Source organism: Mycobacterium sp. Root265, from assembly GCF_001428895.1.
In the GTDB taxonomy this organism is placed as follows: domain Bacteria; phylum Actinomycetota; class Actinomycetes; order Mycobacteriales; family Mycobacteriaceae; genus Mycobacterium.
Genome location: NZ_LMJA01000001.1, coordinates 134,578 through 154,533, shown reverse-complemented (window position 1 = coordinate 154,533; position 19,956 = coordinate 134,578). Strand labels below are relative to the sequence as shown.

Here is a 19,956-nt window from a genome sequence, read left to right as displayed (position 1 = left end):
GGCTCCTAGGCGTCTTCGAGCAGGTCCGGGGTGACCGCCGACTCGGTGTCGGGGATACCGTCCTGCTTGGCCTTGCGGTCGGCCATCGACAGCAGTCGCCGAATGCGTCCTGCCACGGCATCTTTGGTCATCGGCGGCTCGGCCAGCCGGCCCAGCTCCTCCAGTGAGGCCTGCCGGTGCTCGACCCGCAACCGGCCGGCCTGCGCCAGATGGTCGGGGACGGTGTCGCCGAGAATGTTGAGGGCGCGTTCCACCCGGGCCGCAGCGGCCACCGCGGCGCGCGCCGAGCGCCGCAGGTTGGCGTCGTCGAAGTTGGCCAGCCGGTTGGCGGTCGCCCGGACCTCGCGCCGCATCCGGCGTTCCTCCCAGGTGAGCCGGGTGTCCTGCGCACCCATCCGGGTCAGCAGTGCCCCGATCGCCTCGCCGTCGCGCACCACCACCCGGTCGCTGCCGCGCACCTCGCGGGCCTTGGCGCTGATCCCGAGCCGGCGGGCGGCACCGACCAGGGCCAGCGCGGCCTCCGGACCCGGGCAGCTGACCTCCAGTGCCGAGGAACGGCCGGGCTCGGTGAGCGAGCCGTGCGCCAAAAACGCGCCACGCCAAGCCGCTTCGGCGTCGTTGACACTGCCGCCGACCACCTGGGCGGGCAACCCGCGAACCGGGCGGCCCCGCAGGTCGAGCAGCCCGGTTTGCCGCGCCAGGGCTTCACCGTCTTTGGCGACCCGCACCACGTAGCGGGTGCTCTTGCGGATGCCACTGGCCGACAGCACGTGCACCACGGCGTTGTAGCCGTAGAGGTCGTGGATGTCCTTGCGCAGCCGGCGCGCGATGATGCCGAGGTCGACCTCGGCTTCGACCACCACCCGGCCGGCGACGATGTGCAGGCCGCCGGCGAACCGGAGCAGCGCGGACACCTCCGCGCGCCGCGCACTGACCGAGTTCACGACCAGACGGCTCAGCTCGTCCTTGACCTCGGCCGTCATCGCCACGACTCGTCCCCCCTTGGTCCGTTCATTGTCTGTTGTCCGTCCTGGTCCTGCTCACCGGGTGGGCCGGGCTCCCGGCCACGCACCCGTACCCCTTCCAGCGCTGCAGCCAGCATCGACGGGTCGTGTAACTGTGTACCAGGTCGGGATACCGCGGCAAACTCCACATTCGCGCCGAGCAGCGTGGCCGTGCGTGCCAGTTGTTCGCGCTCCCTGTCACTGGGCACCCGCGACGCGTCGATGATGATGTCGTCCACCTGGAAGCCGGGAGCATGCTGGGCCAGAACGTGAATGTGACGTTCGGCGGAGAAACCAGCGGTCTCCCCCGGCTCGGCCGCCAGATTGAGCACCAGTGCCCGTCGCGCGCCGGTCGCATTCAGTGCCGAGGCCAATCCGGGAACCAGCACATGCGGGATCACGCTGGTGAACCACGACCCGGGGCCCAGCACCACCAGATCGGCGGCCATGATCGCGTCGACGGCCTGCCGCGTCGCGGGCGGATCGCCCGGCAGCAGCCGTACCCGGCGGACCTGACCGACCGTGGTCGCCACCGCGACCTGACCGCGGATCACCCGGAACATCCGCGGATCGGATTCCAGCCCGGCCACGTCGGCTTCGATCTGCAGCGCCAGCGGGCACATCGGCAGCACCCGGCCCTTGAGGTCGAGGATGCGGCCCAGTTCGTCGAGCGCGGCGACCGGATCGGCGAGCACCTCGCTGAGACCGGCGAGCAGCAGATTGCCGATCGGGTGACCCGCCAGCGCGCCGCTGCCGCCGAAACGGTGCTGGATGATCGTCGCCCACAGACGGCCGTGCGGTGAGTCAGAGGCCAATGCGGCCAAGGCCATTCGCAGATCGCCGGGCGGCACGATGTCGAGTTCGCTGCGCAGCCGCCCGGAGGAACCACCATCGTCGGCGACGGTCACCACGGCGGTGACATGCGGGGTGAGCCGACGGGCCGCCGACAGCGTCGCGTACAGACCGTGGCCGCCGCCGAGCGCGACGACGCGCGTTGGACCCGCCGTCATTCGCGACCCAGATCCCGGTGCAGTGCCCGCACCGTCAGGTGGTCATCGGCCTCCAGCCGGCCGGCCAGCGCCTCGGCGATGGCGACGCTGCGGTGTTTGCCTCCGGTGCAGCCGATGGCCACCGTCATGTAGCGCTTGCCTTCCCGGCGGTATCCCTCGATCACCACCCCCAGCAGCCGATGATAGGTATCGAGGAACTCCGCGGCGCCGTCCTGACCGAGCACGTAGTCGCGCACGGCCGGATGCTGACCGGTGTGCGGGCGCAGCTCGTCGACCCAGTGCGGGTTGGGCAGGAACCGGACATCCATGACGGTGTCGGCGTCCATCGGCAGTCCGTATTTGTAGCCGAAGGATTCCACTGTCACGTTGGTGTGCGCGACCGCCTCGCTGCCGAAGGCGCGTTCGATGCTCTCCCGCAGCGCGGGCACCGCCAGTGTCGTCGTGTCGATGACCAGGTCGGCCACCGCGCGCACCGGGGCCAGCATGGCTCGTTCGGCGGTAATCCCTTCGGCCAGAGTTTGATTGCCCTGCAACGGATGGCTGCGGCGGTTCTGCTCGTACCGGCGCACCAGGATCTCGTCGGCGGCTTCCATGAACAGCACCCGTGGCCGGATACCGCGGGTGGCCAGTTCGTTGCGCACCGAATCCAGGTCGCCGGTGAATCCGCGGGACCGGACGTCCATCACCAGCGCCAGCTGGGTGATGCGGGAACCCGCGGCCAGACCGAGATCCACCATCCGCGCGATCAGCTCGGGCGGCAGGTTGTCGGCGACGTACCAGCCGAGGTCTTCGAGCACTTTGGCGGCGGTGCCGCGGCCGGCGCCCGACAATCCGGTGACCAGGACGACTTCGATCCCTGATTCCTCGCTCATTCGCTGGTCTGCCACTCCGATATCTGTTCTGAGTTCTGGTCGGCTTGTCGTTCGGTCTGTTCGTCTTCGGGTGGACCGTGTTGGGGTCGATCGTCTTCGGGTCGATCATTGTGCAAAAGCGGCTCGGGCGTGTCGGAATCGATGGGCGTGTCCATCTCATCACCCGCCGGGCCGGGCGTCGCCACCCCCAACGCTTCCAGCACCGCCTTCGCCGTCGCGACGCCGATTCCGGGCACCGTGGTGATCTCCTCGACGCTGGCTGCGCGCAAACGCGATACCGAACCGAAGTGCGTCACCAGCGCCTTGCGCCGGTGCTCCCCCAATCCTCGCACCGAATCCAGCGCCGAGGCGGTCATGCGCTTGGAGCGCTTGCTGCGGTGGAACGTGATGGCGAAGCGGTGAGCCTCGTCACGGATGCGCTGCAACAGGTAGAGCCCCTCGCTGGTGCGCGGGAAGATCACCGGGTCCGCCGACGGGCCGGGCACCCAGACCTCTTCCAGACGTTTGGCCAATCCGATCACCGCGACATCGGTGACCCCGAGGTCGCGCAGCACCGCGGCCGCGGCGTTCACCTGCGGTGCGCCGCCGTCGACGACGTAGAGGTTGGGTGGGTAGGCGAACCGGCGTGATTTGCCTTCGGCCACCATCGGCTGTTCGGCATCGGCGACGTGCCGGGCGAACCGGCGCCGGGTGACCTCGGCGATGGACGCCACATCATCGGACCGGCCTTCCCCGGCGGCCTCCCGGATGGCGTAGTGCCGGTAGTCCGATTTCCGCGGCAGACCGTCCTCGAAGACCACCAGCGAGGCCACCACATCGGTGCCCTGAACGTGGCTGATGTCGACACACTCGATCCGGAGCGGCGCATCGGCGAGCTCGAGCGTTGTCTGGATGCTCTGCAGCGCTTCGGATCTGGCGTTGAAGTCACCGGCCCGCTTGAGTTTGTGCTGCGCCAGCGCATCCTGGGCATTTCGCTGCACCGTCTCGGCCAGCGTCCGCTTGTCACCGCGTACCGGCACCCGCAGGTCCACCCGCGATCCCCGCAGTCCGCTCAGCCAGTCGGTGAGTTCCTCGGCGTTCTCCGGAAGCACCGGCACCAGGACCTGCTTGGGCACCGGGTTGGTGGCCTCGTCCTGTGGACCGCCGACGGCCCCGAGTTCGGCCTGATCGCCGTAGAACTGGGTGAGGAACTGCTCCACCAGGCGCGCCTCGCCCGAATCCCCCGGTTCTCCTGTCTTTTCGACCACCCAGCCGCGCTGCCCGCGTACCCGCCCGCCGCGCACGTGGAACACCTGGACCGCCGCCTCCAGGTCGTCGTCGGCGAAGGCCACCACATCGGCATCGGTGCCGTCACCGAACACCACGGTCTGCTTCTCCAGGGCACGTTTGAGCGCGCCGATGTCGTCGCGCAGCCGGGCCGCCCGCTCGAAGTCGAGTTCCTCGGCGGCGGCGTTCATCTGCCGCTCCATGTCGCGGACCAGCCGGTCGGTCTTGCCCGCCAGGAAGTCGCAGAAGTCCAGCACGATCTGCCGGTGCTGTTCGGCACTGACCCGTCCGATACAGGGCGCCGAGCACTTGTCGATGTACCCGAGCAGGCACGGCCGATCGATCTGCTTGTGCCGCTTGAAGACTCCGGCCGAGCAGGTGCGCGCCGGGAACACCCGGGTCAGCAGATCCAGGGTCTCCCGGATGGCCCACGCATGCGAGTAGGGCCCGAAGTAGCGCACCCCTTTGCGCCGCGGCCCGCGATAGACGAACAGCCGCGGGTATTCCTCGTTCAGCGTCACCGCCAGCACCGGGTAGGACTTGTCGTCGCGGTACCGGATGTTGAACCGCGGGTCGAACTCCTTGATCCAGTTGTATTCCAGCTGCAGGGCCTCGACCTCGGTGGACACCACGGTCCACTCGACGCTGCCCGCCGTCATCACCATCTGCCGGGTCCGCGGCGCCAGGCCGGAGATGTCGGCGAAATAGGAGTTGAGGCGGCTGCGCAGGCTCTTGGCCTTGCCGACGTAGATCACCCGGCCGTGCGGATCACGGAACCGGTAGACACCGGGTTCGACGGGAATCGAACCCGGCGCGGGCCGGTAGGTCGCTGGATCGGGCACGGGTCCAGGTTAGAGCGTGTCTACGACGTCGATATACCCGCAGTACACGGCGCCTTTTTCTTCGAAGTTCCGGAAAAGGTCATAACTTGCCGCCCCCGGGGACAGCAGCACCACGTCGACGCCGGGGACCGCTGCGGCCACCCGGACGGCGTCCTGCAGGCTGTCCACCGGATGGGTGCGGTCGGGGTGCGCGGCGGCGAAGCCGGTGCCGATGCGGGCGCCATTGGTCGGACCCTGGATGAGGGTGACCCGGCGCTGCCCGCTGCACAGGTAGGTGTCGAGTTGCCGGTAGTCCAGTGCCCGGTCCATGCCGCCCACGATCAGTGCGATCTCCTCATCGGATCGCATGGCGGTCAGCGCGGCCACCACGGCCTCCCCGGTGGTCGCCAGCGTGTCGTCGATCCAGCGGATACCCCCGGTGCGCCGCACGGTCTGCAGCCGATGTGGCAGACCGCTGAACGAGGCGGCCGCGGCATCCACCTCGGCCGCGGTCACCGCGCGCCCCAGCACCTGCTCGGCCGCCAGCGCCGCCAGTGCGGCATTGACGGTGTTGTGCGCGTAGGACAGCACCGACTCCCCCGCCGGTGTTCTGACCGTGGCCGGGTCCAGTTCGCGCAGCGGGGGAAACTCCGAGATCCCAATCCGCCGAAGCGATTCGACGACACCGGGTGTCGTGACGAGGCAGCGCGTTGCGGCACCGAACACGTGGGATTTGGCCTCGTAGTAGGACGCGATGTCGCCGTGGAAGTCGAGGTGATCCTGGAACAGGTTGGTGATCACCGCCACTGCGGGCGGCGTGTGCAACAACGCGCACTGCTGACTCGACAATTCGGCCACCACCCATTCGTCCCCGGCCGGGTCCAGATCCGACAGCGGAGTGCCGATATTGCCCGCGGCCACCGCGGGCACGCCCAGCCCGGCCAGCAGATGCGCGAGGAAGGCTGCGGTGGTGCTCTTGCCCTTGGTGCCGGTGATCCCCACGGTATGGGCGCCGTGGCGGGCCATGAACCAGTCGGCGGCGTTGGACACCGCGTGGCCGGCGTCACGCATCTGCGCGAACACCGGATGCCGCCAGGGCACACCGGGACTGACGAAGACGATATCGGTGTCGCGCAACTGTTCGGGGGCGTCGGGTCCATGACTGACCGTCAGATTGGGCAGGTCGGGGGCGTCGGTGGTGGCGCGATCATCGACCGCGATGATGCGGGCGGCCCCCTGCGCGGCGGCGGTGCGGGCCATCGAGAGCCCCTCCTTGCCGAGCCCCCAGATACCGACGACCCGGCCCGCCAGCTCAGTCATCGAGCAGGCTCGCATAGCGTTCGGGCACATGGTGTTCGGCCGGTGAGGGGTCCGGATTGACCGCCACCACCGCCAATTGCGCACGCTGCCCGGAGAATTCGTCGACCAACTCCAGCCCCTGCCACTGCGGGTCGTCGAGTACCGCGAGCATGGACTCGGCGGCCTCGTAGTACTCCCCCACGCATTCGAACGGCTTGTGCACACCGACGCCGAGGATGTCGGCGATACCGTCGCGGTTCCCGGTGTCGGCGAACAGGTTGCGGCCGAAGATCTTTTCCAGCGTGGGCCGGCCCAGTCGCGGCGCCAGCAGCACGAAGACGAACTGGCATTTCGGGCAGTGCCCACACCACGAGCTGGCGCGCCGGCTGGGATCGAGCGCGAACAGCCGGTTACAACTGGTGAACACACCGAAGTACTCGGGGCTGGTGGCGAACCGGTCGGCGATCTGCGATTCCGACAGCCCGCGCAGCAGCGAGAAGTAGCGGTCCGGGTTGAAGCCGTGGCGCGCCAGGGTGTCCCGTAGCAGCGTCTCGTAGGCCAGACTCTTGGACCACTGGTGGTTGATGTCGCGGCCGAGCCACTCGACGTTGCCGACGTTGGAGGACCGCTCATTGGACAGCACCACCGGCCCGAACCCGTTGGCGTCGGCAACGATCAACCCGATCACGCTGTTGATCGCGGTCACCGGCACATGCCCGTTGTAGGCGCCCTCGGCGTTGGCCTGGATGAGGCGGCGGTCGATGCTGCGCCGGACGTGCACACTGTTCAGGCCGCTGACCTCGATGCACCGGTCGATGGGGTCATACCGGTTGACGCTGAACAACATCGGCGCAACACCGTGCCGCCGGAACGCCTCGATGCTGACCACCGAATCCTTGCCGCCGCCGACGGGGACCAGCGGGGTCGCCGCCGGATCCCAGTCGTCACCGGGTCGAGGCCCGTCGGTCGCGGCCGGGCCGTCGATCTCGGGTGTCAGCGCACCGGGCAACTGGTTGGTGTATGCGAACTCACCGAGCCCGCCCTCGATGAGCGCGTTCAGGTAGCGTTTCTCGAAATCGTGTGTGGGGAAAGCGATCTCGATCCGGGGCGGGGCGGCCGCCTTGTAGTAGCTCAGCGAGCAGGTGAGCGTCAGCAGCCGGGACAGCAACGGGTCCGGCGCCGCGCCGGCCAGGCTGTCACCGAAATCGATCACCTCGGTGAAGCCGACCGGATCCGGCCCGCGCAGCGTGTAGTGCAGTTCGAGCCGGCCGTCGACCCAGTCGTGGCCGTCGATCACCAAGGCGTCGAAGGATTCCGGACGGAAGGACTCACTCATGTCGGTGCCACCTCGAGACGACGGGCGCCGATGGCGCTGACGGGATGGGTCTCGAAACGCGGTGACACCCACCATGCGTGCGTGGTGCCGGACATCGGGACGGGCTCATCGGAGTACCGCACGCCGTCCAGCAGACCGGCGGCCCGCAACAAATCCAGTCTGTCGGCACCGATGCCGACGGCACGTTCGGCCGTGCCCAGGATCAACGCGCCCAGCCGCGGACGGTGCACCAGCTCCCCGTCGGTGCCAACCTCGTCGGCGTAACCGCCGGCAGCCAGCTCGCGTTCGGCGAGGTCGGACTCGGCCCGGCTGGCGGTGCGCGCGGCCATCCGACGCCAGTGTGGCACCGGCCCGGCCTCCCGGTTCGAGGTGACGGTCAGCGCCACCGGCGCGGACCGTACCGGGTCGATCACCGACGCCGACACCACGAAGCGGGCCCGCCCGTCGAGGTCGACGACCATCACCCGCGCTGCCAGGGTTACCTGGCCGTGCCGGACGGTGGCCTCGTCGAGGAAGCCCGCCACGGTGTCGCGCAGTGCGGTGGCCGGTGGGATGTCGTGGCCGAAGAAGCGGGCCGCCTCGTCCAGGCGCGCCCAGATGAGGTCGCTATCGGGTGTGCGGCCGCTGACCAGCGGCACCGTGAGCGCCGGATGGGTGCCCAGAGCCGCAACCAGGGCGGGTGCTGAGACGAGTGGCGCGTCGCTTTCGGCGATGCCGCCGGCCGACGTCGACACGAATTCCAAGGTACTCATCGACTTGCCGATCCTACCGCAGCCAGCAGCGGCGATACTGGTGCGATGGGGATGGCGCAGGCGCGGATCGCGCGGCTGACCGAGACGGACTGGCGGGCCTTCGCGGGAGTCCGGCTGCGTGCCCTCACCGATTCGCTGGGCGCCGAGGACCCGCAGTACCGGCACGAGTCGACCTTCACCGCCGCGCAGTGGCGCCGCAGGCTGCGCGCGCACGCCCAGTTCGCCGCCGTCGTGGACAACCGGCCGGTGGGCCTGATCGGCGCCCAACGCCAGAGCCCGGAGTCGGTGTATCTGTACTCGCTGTGGCTGGATCCCGCGGCGCGCGGGCGCGGGCTGGGCCGCACGCTGGTCGCCGAGGCGGTGGACTGGGCCCGCAGCCAGCGGGTGCAGTGGGTGACGCTGCGCGTGCACGCCGCCAACGAGGCGGCGCGCGCCATCTATGACGGCCTGGGTTTCACCGTCAGCGCGGCCGACACTGCCGGCACCGCCGGTGAAATCACGATGATGCTGAATGTGAATTGAGGTCGGGGCGGTAGTGATCCATCAGCGATCGCAGCCGGTCCATCGCCTGTACCGCGCGATCCTTGTCGACCGCCTGGATCGCCATGATCGCGGTGTACTCGTCATCGGGCAGGTCGACTCTGGCCCACCGCGCGCCCACCGGGAAGGACACGTCGACCACGTCGGACCACGGGATCAGCTTGTAGGCCAGCGCATTCCGCACCGCGATACCCGCGGCGCCGGCACGCAGCCGGGGCCTGGCGAGCAACAGTGTCACGCTGGCGATGGTGATCCCGACGAGGGCGATGCCGACCTGGTCCGCGGTGCGGAAGATCACGCCGCTGGAACCGACCTTCAGCAGGAACCCGACACCGATGTGGGCGGCCGCGATCAGGAAGGCCGCCGCGTAGACGAAGTACGGGGTCAGGTGCGGCCGGACCTCCAGCTCCCATTCGACATTCCGCGGGTCGCTCTGCTCCCGCCCGCCGGCGTCTCGGCTCATGACGCCAGGTCGCGCAGGACCAATGCCGTGGACAGTGCCGCGGCAGCTGCCTGAGCGCCCTTGTCCTCACTGGAGTTCGGCAGTCCCGCCCTGGCCAGCGCCTGCTGCTCGGTATTGGTGGTCAGCACGCCGTTGGCCACCGGCGTCGCGAGATCCAGCGACACCCGGGTCAGCCCCTGGGTGACGGCGTCACACACGTAGTCGAAATGCGGTGTCTCACCGCGGATCACCACACCGAGTGCCACCACCGCGTCGTACTTGCGCGCCAGCGCCTGCGCGACGACCGGGATCTCGATGGCGCCGTGCACACGCACCACCGCGGGATCGGTCACGCCCAGCTGTTTGGCGGCGCGCAGCGCACCGTCGAGCAGGGCATCGCAGATGCGGGCATGCCAGGTGCTCACCACGATCCCCAGCGACACCGAGGAGGCGTCGATATCCGGCAGATCCGGGATCGCTCCGTCGTGGCCGCTCACAGCGCGCCCCCCACTTCACCGGACGGCGAGACCTCGTCGTAGTCCTCCAGGCCCACCAGGTCGTGGCCCATCCGGTCACGCTTGGTCATCAGGTAGCGGATGTTCTCGGCGTTGGCACGCACCGGCAGCGGAACCCGCTCGGTGATGTGCAGGCCGTAGCCGTCCAGCCCGACCCGCTTGGCGGGGTTGTTGGTCAGCAGCCGCATGGATCGCACACCGAGGTCGACCAGGATCTGCGCCCCGATGCCGTAGTCGCGCGAATCCGCGGGCAGGCCCAGTTCCAGGTTGGCGTCCACGGTGTCCGCGCCCGCATCCTGCAGCTGGTAGGCCTGCAGTTTGTGCAGCAGGCCGATCCCCCGGCCCTCGTGGCCGCGCATGTACAGCACGATGCCGCGGCCCTCCTGGGCCACCATGGCCATCGCGGCGTCCAGCTGTGGACCGCAGTCGCAGCGGCGTGAGCCGAACACATCGCCGGTCAGGCATTCGGAGTGCACCCGCACCAGCACGTCGTGGCCGTCGAACTCCGGGCCGGAGATGTCGCCGCGCACCAGCGCGACGTGCTCGACGTCCTCGTAGATCGAGGTGTAGCCGACCGCCCGGAACTCGCCGTGCCGGGTCGGGATGCGGGCCTCGGCGATGCGCTCGATGTGCTTCTCGTGCTTGCGGCGCCACTCGATGAGATCGGCGATGGAGATGAGCGCCAGATTGTGGTCGTCGGCGAAGACCCGCAGCTCATCGGTCTGCGCCATGGCGCCTTCGTCCTTCTGGCTGACGATCTCGCAGATGGCGCCGGCCGGCTGCAGTCCGGCCAGCCGGGCCAGGTCGACCGCGGCTTCTGTGTGTCCGGGGCGGCGGAGCACGCCGCCGTCCTTGGCGCGCAGCGGGACCACATGGCCGGGCTTGGTGAAGTCCTCGGCGACGGCCGCCGGGTCGGCGAGCGCACGCATGGTGGTGGCGCGGTCCGAGGCCGAGATGCCGGTGCCGACGCCCTTCTTGGCGTCGACGGTCACCGTATAGGCGGTGCCGTGTTTGTCCTGGTTCACCGCGTACATCGGCAGCAGGCCGAGCCGGTCGCAGACGGCCCCGTCCAGCGGCACGCACAGATAACCCGAGGTGTAGCGGACCATGAAGGCGACCAGCTCAGGGGTGGCCTTCTCGGCCGCGAAGATCAGATCGCCCTCGTTCTCGCGGTCCTCGTCGTCGATGACCACGACTGCCTTGCCCGCCGCGATGTCGGCCACCGCCCGTTCGACGGAATCCAGCCTTGTCATCTTGTGCCACCTTCATCAGATTCGTGAGCGTCGACCTGTGCGCACGCGCGGGTAGGCCGGTTACATCAGTATGAACCACGGGCCCTCAACAGTTATTGCCCGCCGGTCCCGGAGGGGACCAGCGGGCAATCAGCCGGGTATTCGGTGCGACCTAGAACACGTATTCCGCGGTCACCGAGGCGGGAGTCCCGTCCGACTTCAGGTGACCGTCATAGAAGGTGATGGTGAACGCCTCGGCGGGATACCAGGTGCCCGCCCGCGGCGACGTCGATTCGTAGTGCACGGTGAACGCGCCCACCCGGTTGCGGCCCACCGACACCACACCGGTGGGGTTGCGCTGGGTGATGCTGAAGGTGATGTCGTCACCGTCGACGTCGACGACGCTGGTGGTCCAGTCGCCGGTCCCCAGGCCCCGGACGCGACCACTGCCCCCGACCGTGCCCTGCGTCGGGGTGTTGTTGTACGGGTGCAGCGGCACTGCCACCAGCACCGGGGTGCGCCGGCCGTCGGGGTGCTCGGCGAGCACGGAGAAGGTGTCCACCTTGTCTGCGGCCAGCGCGTCGACCGCGGCGGCGGCGTGGCCCACCCCGAGGTTCTGCGCGCTGGAGTAGGTGAAGGTGCCGTCCTCGGCGATCTTGGCAGAACTGCCCTTGATCGACAGCACGGTGCCGCTGGTGAAGCGCGCGGCACCGGTTGCGGTGATCCTGCCCCTGGTCGTCTGATTGCCCAGCCCGTCGATCGCGGACTCGCTGATCTGGACCGTGGCGGTCACCGGTGCGGTGCTCGCCAACGGCGGGGACACCGTGACGGTGGCCACCGTCACCGACCGGCCGTAGTCATCGGTGCCGGTGATCGTGAAGCTGTCGGCAGCGGTGATGCCATGTCCCAGGCCGGGGGTGCGGGTGTAGACGTAATTGCCGTTGCGGTCCACCTGGACGGTGCCCTTGCGGGGGCCGCTGCCCACGCCGAACGACAACGGACCGTCCTCGCTGACTGCCAGCCTGCCGCATTGGACATCGGGGGCGATGCTGACGGTTTCCACGCCGATGGTCAAGTGCGCCAATGGATTCACGGTGACATCGGCGGACCCGCCGAGGGTGTTGGTCACCGTCACCGTGAATGTGTCGGTGTCCAGACCCGGGATCTCGGCTCGCGAGAGCGTCGGGACGAAGACGAATCGGCCGGTCGTCGGATCCAGTTGGACCAGCCCGCCCTTGCGCGAATATGCCGATTCCTCGGTGGAGCCGACCGGATTGGCGGCGTTCGCCAGGCTGTAGACGAGCGTGCCGCCGTCGCGGGCAGAACCCTGAATATGCCCGCAGACAACACCATTGGCGTCCGGCAATTGCAGGATGGGAGCACCGACCGGCGGCATGTCGGCGGCCAGGATCTCCGCCGTCACCGGCACCGCGGTCGACCCGCCGTACAGGTCGGTGACGGTGACCGTGAAGGTGTCCACCCTGTCGTCCAGATCGGCACTCGAGGCGGCCAGCATCCGCGCCTGATCCGACGGCGTGTAGCTGAACCGACCGGACAACGCGCCGACCGAGACCAGACCACCCTTGGCCGTGGTGAACAGCACCGGTCCGTAGCTCAACGCCCCGGTGTTGCGGCTGATCACCGCGCCGGCCACCGTACCGGTCGGCCGACTGGGGTCACCGACCTCCGCGAAGGCCGTCGGCGGGGTGTCCGCGTGCACCACCATATCCACCACGTGTGCAGTGGTGGAAAACGCTGTGGGTGCCTCGACGTGGCTACCGGTCTCGGGTCCGAGGTTCACCGCCATCGACGAGCCGAAGCTGCCGCGGTGAATATCATCGATGGTGATGGCGCAGATCTCCTTCTATCAGCTGAATTCGGCTCAGTAGGTGTAGGTCTGGTCGGCGTGGAACCCGTGCGCGTCCGTCACCCGCAACACCACGCTGCCGGCCGGGCCCTTGGTGAAATAACTGCCGTCGGAAGACGTGAACGTCAGGGTGTGGCCACCGGCCGGTCCGACGCTGAGTACGGAGGTGCCACCCGATGTCGACACGATGTCCAGGGATCCGCTGCCGATGGTGATCGATTCCCACTGCACCTCTTTGGCACCGAGGATGGTGTTGGTCTTCACACCAACACTCGGCTTCACCGCACCGAGGACGTTCTCGGCCAGGATGTCGACCACGACGTGCGCCTCGGCCCGGGTGCCGTAGGCGTCGACGACGTCGACGGTGAACGTATCGACCGTGTCCCCGTAATTCGTACTTGTGCGGGAGACTTCCCGGGCCGACACCGACGGGCTGTAGGTGAAGTGCCCGGTCCGGGGGTGCACCGTGACGAGGCCACCCTTGGCGGTGGTGGACCGCTCCGGCCCGAAGCGCAGCGCCCGGTCGCCCTGCTCGACGATCTGAACCGAGCCGTGCACCAGACCGGTCTGCCGGTCCGGACCGGCGAGATCGACCCAAGGCTCCACCGGGGGTGCGCTGCGCGACAGACCGTCGATCGTCATGATGCGAATCTCTCTGGGTGAGTGCGAGTCTCGGGCGCTCGGCCTACCAGGTCTTCGTCACGGTGGACGGCGTGCCGGTGACGACGCCGTTGACCGTCACGTAGTAGCCGTCGGAGACGGTGAGCCGGCTGCCGCCCCACAGCGTGCTGGTGGCCAGGCCCCGTCCGCCGAAGGTGAAGCTCGACCCGTTGTGGCTGAACGTCAGGCTGTCGCCGTCATTGTCATCGACGTTGATGAAGGTGACGTTGATAATCTTGGTGCCACCGGAGATGGTCGGGGTGCTGTTGATCGCGTAGATCGCCACCGACACCGAGTAGCTGGTGCTACCGCCGAACCCGTCCACCGCCGTGGCCGAGAAGGAATCGGCGACCGCACTGCCCGTCGCGCCGATCTTGGCCGCCCCGTGGTAGTACGAGAAGCCCTCGTCGATCGTGTAGGTGAAGGTGCCGTTGGCGTTGATCACCACGGTGCCGCCGTTGGCCGTGGCGAACGAGCCCGACACGAAGGTCACGGTGTCTGTGTCGGCGTCGGTGGCCTTGAGTGTGCCGGTGGTGGTCTGCTTCAGGGTGCCGATGCCCAGGACCCTGTTGTCATCGATCGACGAGCCGGTGAAGACCGTCGCGCCGGCCACCGGGGCGGCGTTGCTCACCGTCGGGGTGACGTTCACCGTCGCGATGATCACCGAGTTGCCGTCGGCGTCGGTGGCCCGGATCGTGAACGTGTCAGCGGGCGTCTGGGCGTGACCGGACACGGTCCGGGTGTAGGTGAAGGCACCGGAGGCAGTCACCGTCACCGTGCCCTTGCTCCCCTGACCGCCCACGCTGTAGGTCAGTCCGGTATTGCCGGCCGTATTCAACTGTCCGGTCACCACATTGACCGTCGAGGTGTTCACATTGGTGGTCGGCGACGGCGTGCTGAGCCCGGTCAGGCTGATGGTGGCCGTCGAGACGCCGCCGTGGCCGTCGATGACCTGTACCTGGAACGAATCCGTGGCCTTGCCCGCGGTCGGGATGTAGGTGAACGAGGTGCCGCTGAACCGGATGATGCCGCCGTTGGAGGTGGCTGCGGTGCCGTTGGTCCCGCCGACCAGGGTGTAGGTCAGCGCGTCGTCGTCACCGTCGGAGCCGCTGAGAGTGCCTCGCACCACACCGAGGGCGTCGGTGGTCTTGCCGCCCACCGACACGCTCGAGGACGGGGTGGAGTTCAGCTTCTCGACCGGAACCGACACCACGATCGTCGAGCTGGCGCCGAGGGAATCCGTCACCGTGATGGTGAACGTGTCGGCCACCGCCAACCCGGTTGCGCCGTTGGCGGCCGCGGCATGGAAGTAACTGCTCGACTTGGTGATGGTGTAGGTGAAGGTGCCGTCCGAGTAGAACGACACCGATCCGCCGTTGGCCGTCCCGTAGAGCGCCGGAATGATCGACCCGCCCGGGTAGCTGATCGCGTCACCGTCGGCATCGAACGCGGTGACCTTGCCCTTGCCGCTCTGGGTCCGGATCCCGAGGAACTCGCCACCCAACGAGGATTCCGTCATCGTGGTGGTGCCTGCGGTGGGCGCCACGTTGCTGAGCGTCGGGTTCACGGTCACGGAAGCAACGACGATGCTGACGCCACCGACACTGCCGACGATCTGGAACGTATCGGTAGGTCCGCCGGTATGGCCGGACGCGGTGCGGGTGTAGGTGTAGGTGCCGTCGGGGTTGATGGTCACCGTGCCCTTGGTCGGACCGGTTCCCACGCTGTAGGTCAGCACGCCCTGTTCGCTGGAGGTCAACTGCACACCGCCGGTGGTGACACCATGACCGCCATTTGTGGTGGTGACGGGCAGATCCAGGTCATGTGTGCTGACGGTCACCAGAGTGCTTGTCTGACCGCCCTTTCCGTCGCTGACGTACACCGTGAACGAGGAGCCGACGATGGCGCCGAGGATGCCGCTGTTCTGGCCCGGCACATAGGACCACTTGCCGTTGGCGTCCACGGTGACGATGGACCCGTTCGACAGGATCCGGCTGGAGCCGCCGCCGTATCCGGTGACGCTGTAATGCAGCGTGTCGTTGTCGTCATCGTTGGCGGCGACGTTGCCGCTCGCGATGCCCGACCCGCCGACGATCACCGCGCCGTCCAGGCCCTTCGAATTCGGAGCGGAGTTCACCTTCGGCACCACCGACACATTGGCGACGGTGATCTCGACACCGTTGACCACACCGACGATGCTGAACGAATCGGTCTCGTTCCAGCCCGCCGTGGTGGCCGTGTAGGTGTAGGTGCCGTTGGCGTTGATCGTGACGGTGCCCTTGCCCGGGCCGGTGCCGACCTTGTAGGTCATCACGCCCTGGTCGCTCGGCGCCAGCGTCAGACCACCGGTGACGGTGCCGTTGCTGCCCGTCTTGGTCACCGGGATGTCGAGGTCATGGGTGTTGACGGTGACCAGCGTGCTGGTCTCCCCGCCCTTGCCGTCGGAAATGTAGACCGTGAACGAGGACGCGAGGATCACGCCCAGCACCCCACTGTTGAGGCCCGGGATGTAGGTCCACTTGCCATTGGCGTCGACGGTGACGATTGCGCCATTGGCCAGGGTCTTCGTGGACAGGCCGCCGTGCCCGGTGACGCTGTAGTGCAACGTGTCGCCGTTGGGATCGGAGGCGCCGATGGTGCCGGTTGCGATGCCGGAACCACCGATGACGGTGGCACCGTCGAGCAGCGGGGAGGTCGGCGCGGCATTCGATTTCGGCACCACGGAGACCTCGGCCACCGTGATGTGCTGGCCGTTGATGGTGCCGACGATGGTGAACGAATCGGTCTCGTTCCAGCCCGCCGAGGTGGCCGTGTAGGTGTAGGTGCCGTCGGCATTGACCGTGATGGTGCCCTTGGTCGGGCCGGTGCCGACGCTGTAGGTCATCAGGCCCTGCTCACCGGCCGTGAGGCCGAGACCGCCGGTGACGGTGCCGTTGTTGACGACCTTGGTGATCGGGAGATCGAGCTCGTGGGTGGTGACGATCACGGGCGTGCTGGTCTGCCCGCCCTTGCCATCGGTGACGTACACGGTGAACGACGATCCGGTGATGATCGGCGAAAGTCCGCCCAGGTCACCGCTGTTCAAGCCGGGGATGTAGGTCCACTTGCCGGTGGCGTCCACGGTCACGATGGAACCGTTGGACAGCGTGATGGTGGATCCGCCGCCGTAACCGGTGACGCTGTAGTGCAGGGTGTCGCCGTTCTCGTCGTGCGCGTTGACGTTGCCCGTGGCGATGCCCGAGCCGACACCGATCGGGATGACCGCGCCACCAACAAGATCCGAGGTCGGTGCGACGTTCGGCTTGGGTACCAGGCTGACGGTGGCGACGGTGATCGACAGGCCGTTGACGGTGCCGATGATGGTGAACGAATCGGTCTCGTTCCAGCCCGCCGTGGTGGCGGTGTAGGTGTAGGTACCGTCGGCGTTGACCGTGACGGTGCCCTTGTTCGGACCGGTGCCGACGCTGTACGTCAGCAGGCCGACGTTGTCGTTGTCATCGATGTCCAGCCCACCCTTGATGACACCACCGGCATTGCTGGTGACCTTGGGGTCCAGCTTGAGATCGGCGAACACGGTTACCGTGGTGGTGGCGAAACCACCGTTGCCGTCCGACAGTTCGACCTCGAACGAGTCCATTGTGAGGCCCGGCAGCACATCGGTCGACGGCTTGGGGATGAAGGTGAAGGTGCCGTCGGAGTTCAGCAGGACGATGCCGCCCTTTTCGCTGCGTCCCGAGGACAGTCCGCCGCTGAGGGTGTAGGTGATGGTGTCACCGTTGAGGTCGGTTGCGGAAACCTGGCCGCGCACGACGCCGTCGGAATCCGGTGTGGCGACGGTGATCCCACCGACCGGGCCGAGGTTGAACTTCGCGATGGTGACGGTGATCGAGACCTCGACGGTGCCGCCGTGCCCGTCATCGGCGGTCACGGTGAAGGTGTCCGTGCCGCCCTGCGAACGGGCCTGGATCGACGGCAGGTACGTGTAGCCCAGGCCGGTCACCGTGACGATGCCCCCGCGGCTGGTGGTCAGCGCCAAGGGTGAGAAGGTGACCAGATCGTTGTCGTTGTCATCGATGTCGAACCCGCCGGCGATCAGACCGGTCAGCGGATCCGAGATGGCCGGTGGCTTCACGGTGACCGTGGGCGCGTTGTTCGCGCCGACGATGTCGACGGTCACGGTGGTCGGTAGCAGCGTGATGCCGCCGCGACCGTCACTGGCATAGATGGTGACGAGGTCCTTGTTCAGTCCGAGGGCCGCGGCGAGATCGCTCGCCGCGGCGTGCCGGGCCGCCGCATTCGGGGTGTAGGTGAACGTGCCGTCCTCGTTGCGGGTAACGGTGCCGAAGAGCGATGAGGCCGTGTAGGTCAGCGGGTCGCCGTCGGCATCGGTGGCCTGCGCGACGATGGTGACCTTGCTGGTGTTTCCGTCGGTGCCGACCACCGTGGCCTTACCGGGCGGGTTGAAAACGGGCAGGTTGTTGATGCCCAGGCCCGGGTACCGGAACGACACGGTGTAGAACGCGTCGTTGCCTTCCGGGTTGATGGGGTGCTCCAGCATGCCCAGGCTGTCGTTGACCCGGACGGTGAACGTGACGTCGGTGCCGTCGTTCAGGTCGGTCAGCGAGCTGGGTATGAAGCTGAAGCTGCCGTCCGGGCTCATGGTGATCAGGCCGTTGGCGGGCTGGCCGTTCAGATCGACCGAATAGACCAGCAGGTCGCCATCCGGGTCGATGCTCTTGAGCTTCCAGGTCAGCGGCAGCGGGCCGGCGGAGACCGTGGGGACACCCGGCAGGTGGTTGGTGGCGAGGCGCTCGTAGCGCGCGTATGCGGCCGTGACGAGCACGAGGGCGCCGAAGGTGAACGGCGTGGGCTGGCCCTGCCAGTAGGACGACTGCAACCCGGCCAGCAGCGTCATCACATAACCGGCGGCGACCTGGGTGGGACTGAGCAGCGGATCGGCGGCATAGGGCGGGAAGACCTTGTCGACCCAGCTGGCGAGGCCGTTGATGATGCCCATCAGGGGCGCGAAGGCCGGAATCACCGGCGGCTTGGGCACGATGTCGAGATTGATGTCGAGCAGGGCCGAGGCGAGTGCGGTGGGTGTCGGCGACGGGTCGGAACCCTTGAGCGAGAGCGACGAGGCCGAGTGATCGGAGGACGGAATCTCGATCACGTCCACGACCGGGGTCGTTTCCGGGGTTGCTGGGGTCTCGATGACCTCGGGCTCGACGGTCGCGGGATCCGTCACCGGAGGCTCGAGGGTTTCGGGGTCGGCCGGGGGCTCGACGATCTCGGTGCCGGTGGTGCCGGGGCCGGTTTCGACGACCGGCGGCGCTTCTTCTCCGGCGCCGGCGCCATCGCCATCGCCTTCGTCGGTCGTGGTGTCGGTGACGGGACCGGTCTCGGTGCCCTCACCCTCGGTGTCCTCGCCGGCGCCCTCACCGCCGAGGACGGCTTCGTCTTCGTCTTCTTCGACAGCCGCGTCTTCTTCGACAGCCGCCGCCTGGGTACGCAGCGGAGTCCCGTTACCGGCGCTGGTCTTTCCGACCTTCGCGGTCTTGGGTCCGGTCTTCACCCCGCTGGTGTCGGACGTGCTGCTCTTGTCCGTCGAGGGGCCGGTCGACGGACCATCGGAGGTGTCAGCGGTCGCGATGGCCGGTGCGGCGGTGACCGCCAGGCCGAGGAATGCGGCAACGGCGAATTCACCGGTGCGGATCCGCTTCTTCGCTGACTTCTTCCGATGGGTCGCCATTTCACTCCTCAGCGTTCAACCGCCCCGCCGTGGCATCCGTTGCCGTGACCGAGCGCACAGTCCTATTGACTGCGCCGTAAGTTAACACGACCGTCAATAACTAGAAAGCACAAACTGAGGAAATCCTGAGGTGATTTCACCGGGTGTCCGCCGATTAGCTGACACCAGATCACCAGGCGTTACCGGCGCCGGTACGCAAGCAGACCGCGCACGTGCGACCAAGCGCGTCCGCCAGCAACGATGCAGTACCGCAAACACCACGGTCACAGCAGTCCCACGACATTTCCGTCGATCATCGAGGTCGATGCGGCGATGCCGTTATGGCAAATTCGCCACCGCCGTCACCTGCATCGATGGCGGCGCCCGCGAGGACCGCAGCGCCACCGACGCGACGACAGACCCTTAGCGGAACCCGGTTCCGATGACGGAGTTCCACCGCGGGCGCGAAACACGCAAATACTTCCGCAATCAAGTGACTGCGACCGACATTTCCGTCGGACCGAGCTCACCGGATGCTGCGCGCCGACGCTGCCCGAAGGGCGGAATCGACCGGGCCGGCGGGGCGACACGCCGAGGACCCCACCCGTT

Annotated in this window: 14 protein-coding genes; 1 reads left to right on the top strand and 13 read right to left on the bottom strand. The window is 67.9% G+C overall.

The genetic code is table 11. From position 1 onward, the window contains the following. Positions 1-5 precede the first annotated feature (5 nt). The 7 genes from whiA to ASE48_RS00645 are packed head-to-tail and all read right to left on the bottom strand — an operon-like array spanning position 6 to position 8,360. Positions 6-983, bottom strand: a complete 978-nt coding sequence (whiA, locus tag ASE48_RS00675; RefSeq protein ID WP_082613957.1) for a DNA-binding protein WhiA — start codon at positions 981-983, stop codon at positions 6-8. After that, positions 980-2,014 (bottom strand): uridine diphosphate-N-acetylglucosamine-binding protein YvcK, encoded by a 1,035-nt coding sequence (gene yvcK / locus ASE48_RS00670; protein WP_057165079.1) that lies wholly within the window; start codon positions 2,012-2,014, stop codon positions 980-982. Before yvcK ends, whiA begins: the two co-directional genes overlap by 4 nt. Beyond that, entirely contained in the window at positions 2,011-2,886 is an 876-nt protein-coding gene (gene rapZ, locus ASE48_RS00665; RefSeq protein WP_057165078.1) for an RNase adapter RapZ, read from the bottom strand. The genes yvcK and rapZ overlap by 4 nt, the downstream gene beginning before the upstream one ends. Continuing rightward, the gene (uvrC, locus tag ASE48_RS00660; RefSeq protein WP_057165077.1) at positions 2,883-4,994 is read right to left on the bottom strand and encodes an excinuclease ABC subunit UvrC; all 2,112 of its coding nucleotides are present in this window, start codon (positions 4,992-4,994) and stop codon (positions 2,883-2,885) included. Before uvrC ends, rapZ begins: the two co-directional genes overlap by 4 nt. Positions 4,995-5,003: 9 nt before the next feature. Beyond that, the gene (locus ASE48_RS00655; protein ID WP_057165076.1) at positions 5,004-6,293 is read right to left on the bottom strand and encodes a Mur ligase family protein; all 1,290 of its coding nucleotides are present in this window, start codon (positions 6,291-6,293) and stop codon (positions 5,004-5,006) included. Next, complete coding sequence (locus ASE48_RS00650; RefSeq protein ID WP_057165075.1) at positions 6,286-7,608, bottom strand: hypothetical protein; 1,323 nt, start codon at positions 7,606-7,608, stop codon at positions 6,286-6,288. Before ASE48_RS00650 ends, ASE48_RS00655 begins: the two co-directional genes overlap by 8 nt. Then, on the bottom strand, positions 7,605-8,360 hold the full coding sequence (locus ASE48_RS00645) for a hypothetical protein (protein ID WP_057165074.1): 756 nt from the start codon (positions 8,358-8,360) through the stop codon (positions 7,605-7,607). Before ASE48_RS00645 ends, ASE48_RS00650 begins: the two co-directional genes overlap by 4 nt. 51 nt (positions 8,361-8,411) lie before the next feature. Between ASE48_RS00645 and ASE48_RS00640 the strand changes: the two genes are divergently transcribed. After that, entirely contained in the window at positions 8,412-8,882 is a 471-nt protein-coding gene (locus ASE48_RS00640; RefSeq protein ID WP_057165551.1) for a GNAT family N-acetyltransferase, read from the top strand. Here ASE48_RS00640 and ASE48_RS00635 read toward each other — a convergent pair. The 6 genes from ASE48_RS00635 to ASE48_RS00610 all read right to left on the bottom strand — a co-directional run bounded on the left by ASE48_RS00635 (position 8,857) and on the right by ASE48_RS00610 (position 19,368). After that, the gene (locus ASE48_RS00635; RefSeq protein WP_057165073.1) at positions 8,857-9,363 is read right to left on the bottom strand and encodes a PH domain-containing protein; all 507 of its coding nucleotides are present in this window, start codon (positions 9,361-9,363) and stop codon (positions 8,857-8,859) included. The genes ASE48_RS00640 and ASE48_RS00635 overlap by 26 nt on opposite strands. Next, positions 9,360-9,818, bottom strand: coding sequence for a 6,7-dimethyl-8-ribityllumazine synthase (gene ribH / locus ASE48_RS00630; protein ID WP_442928659.1), 459 nt, complete (start codon positions 9,816-9,818; stop codon positions 9,360-9,362). The genes ASE48_RS00635 and ribH overlap by 4 nt, the downstream gene beginning before the upstream one ends. A 17-nt stretch (positions 9,819-9,835) precedes the next feature. Then, positions 9,836-11,110, bottom strand: a complete 1,275-nt coding sequence (locus ASE48_RS00625; protein ID WP_057165071.1) for a bifunctional 3,4-dihydroxy-2-butanone-4-phosphate synthase/GTP cyclohydrolase II — start codon at positions 11,108-11,110, stop codon at positions 9,836-9,838. A 151-nt stretch (positions 11,111-11,261) separates the two neighbouring features. Next, the gene (locus ASE48_RS00620; RefSeq protein ID WP_057165070.1) at positions 11,262-12,896 is read right to left on the bottom strand and encodes a hypothetical protein; all 1,635 of its coding nucleotides are present in this window, start codon (positions 12,894-12,896) and stop codon (positions 11,262-11,264) included. A 75-nt stretch (positions 12,897-12,971) separates the two neighbouring features. After that, complete coding sequence (locus ASE48_RS00615; protein WP_057165069.1) at positions 12,972-13,598, bottom strand: hypothetical protein; 627 nt, start codon at positions 13,596-13,598, stop codon at positions 12,972-12,974. 43 nt (positions 13,599-13,641) lie between these two features. Then, on the bottom strand, positions 13,642-19,368 hold the full coding sequence (locus ASE48_RS00610) for a beta strand repeat-containing protein (protein ID WP_057165068.1): 5,727 nt from the start codon (positions 19,366-19,368) through the stop codon (positions 13,642-13,644). Positions 19,369-19,956 lie beyond the last annotated feature (588 nt).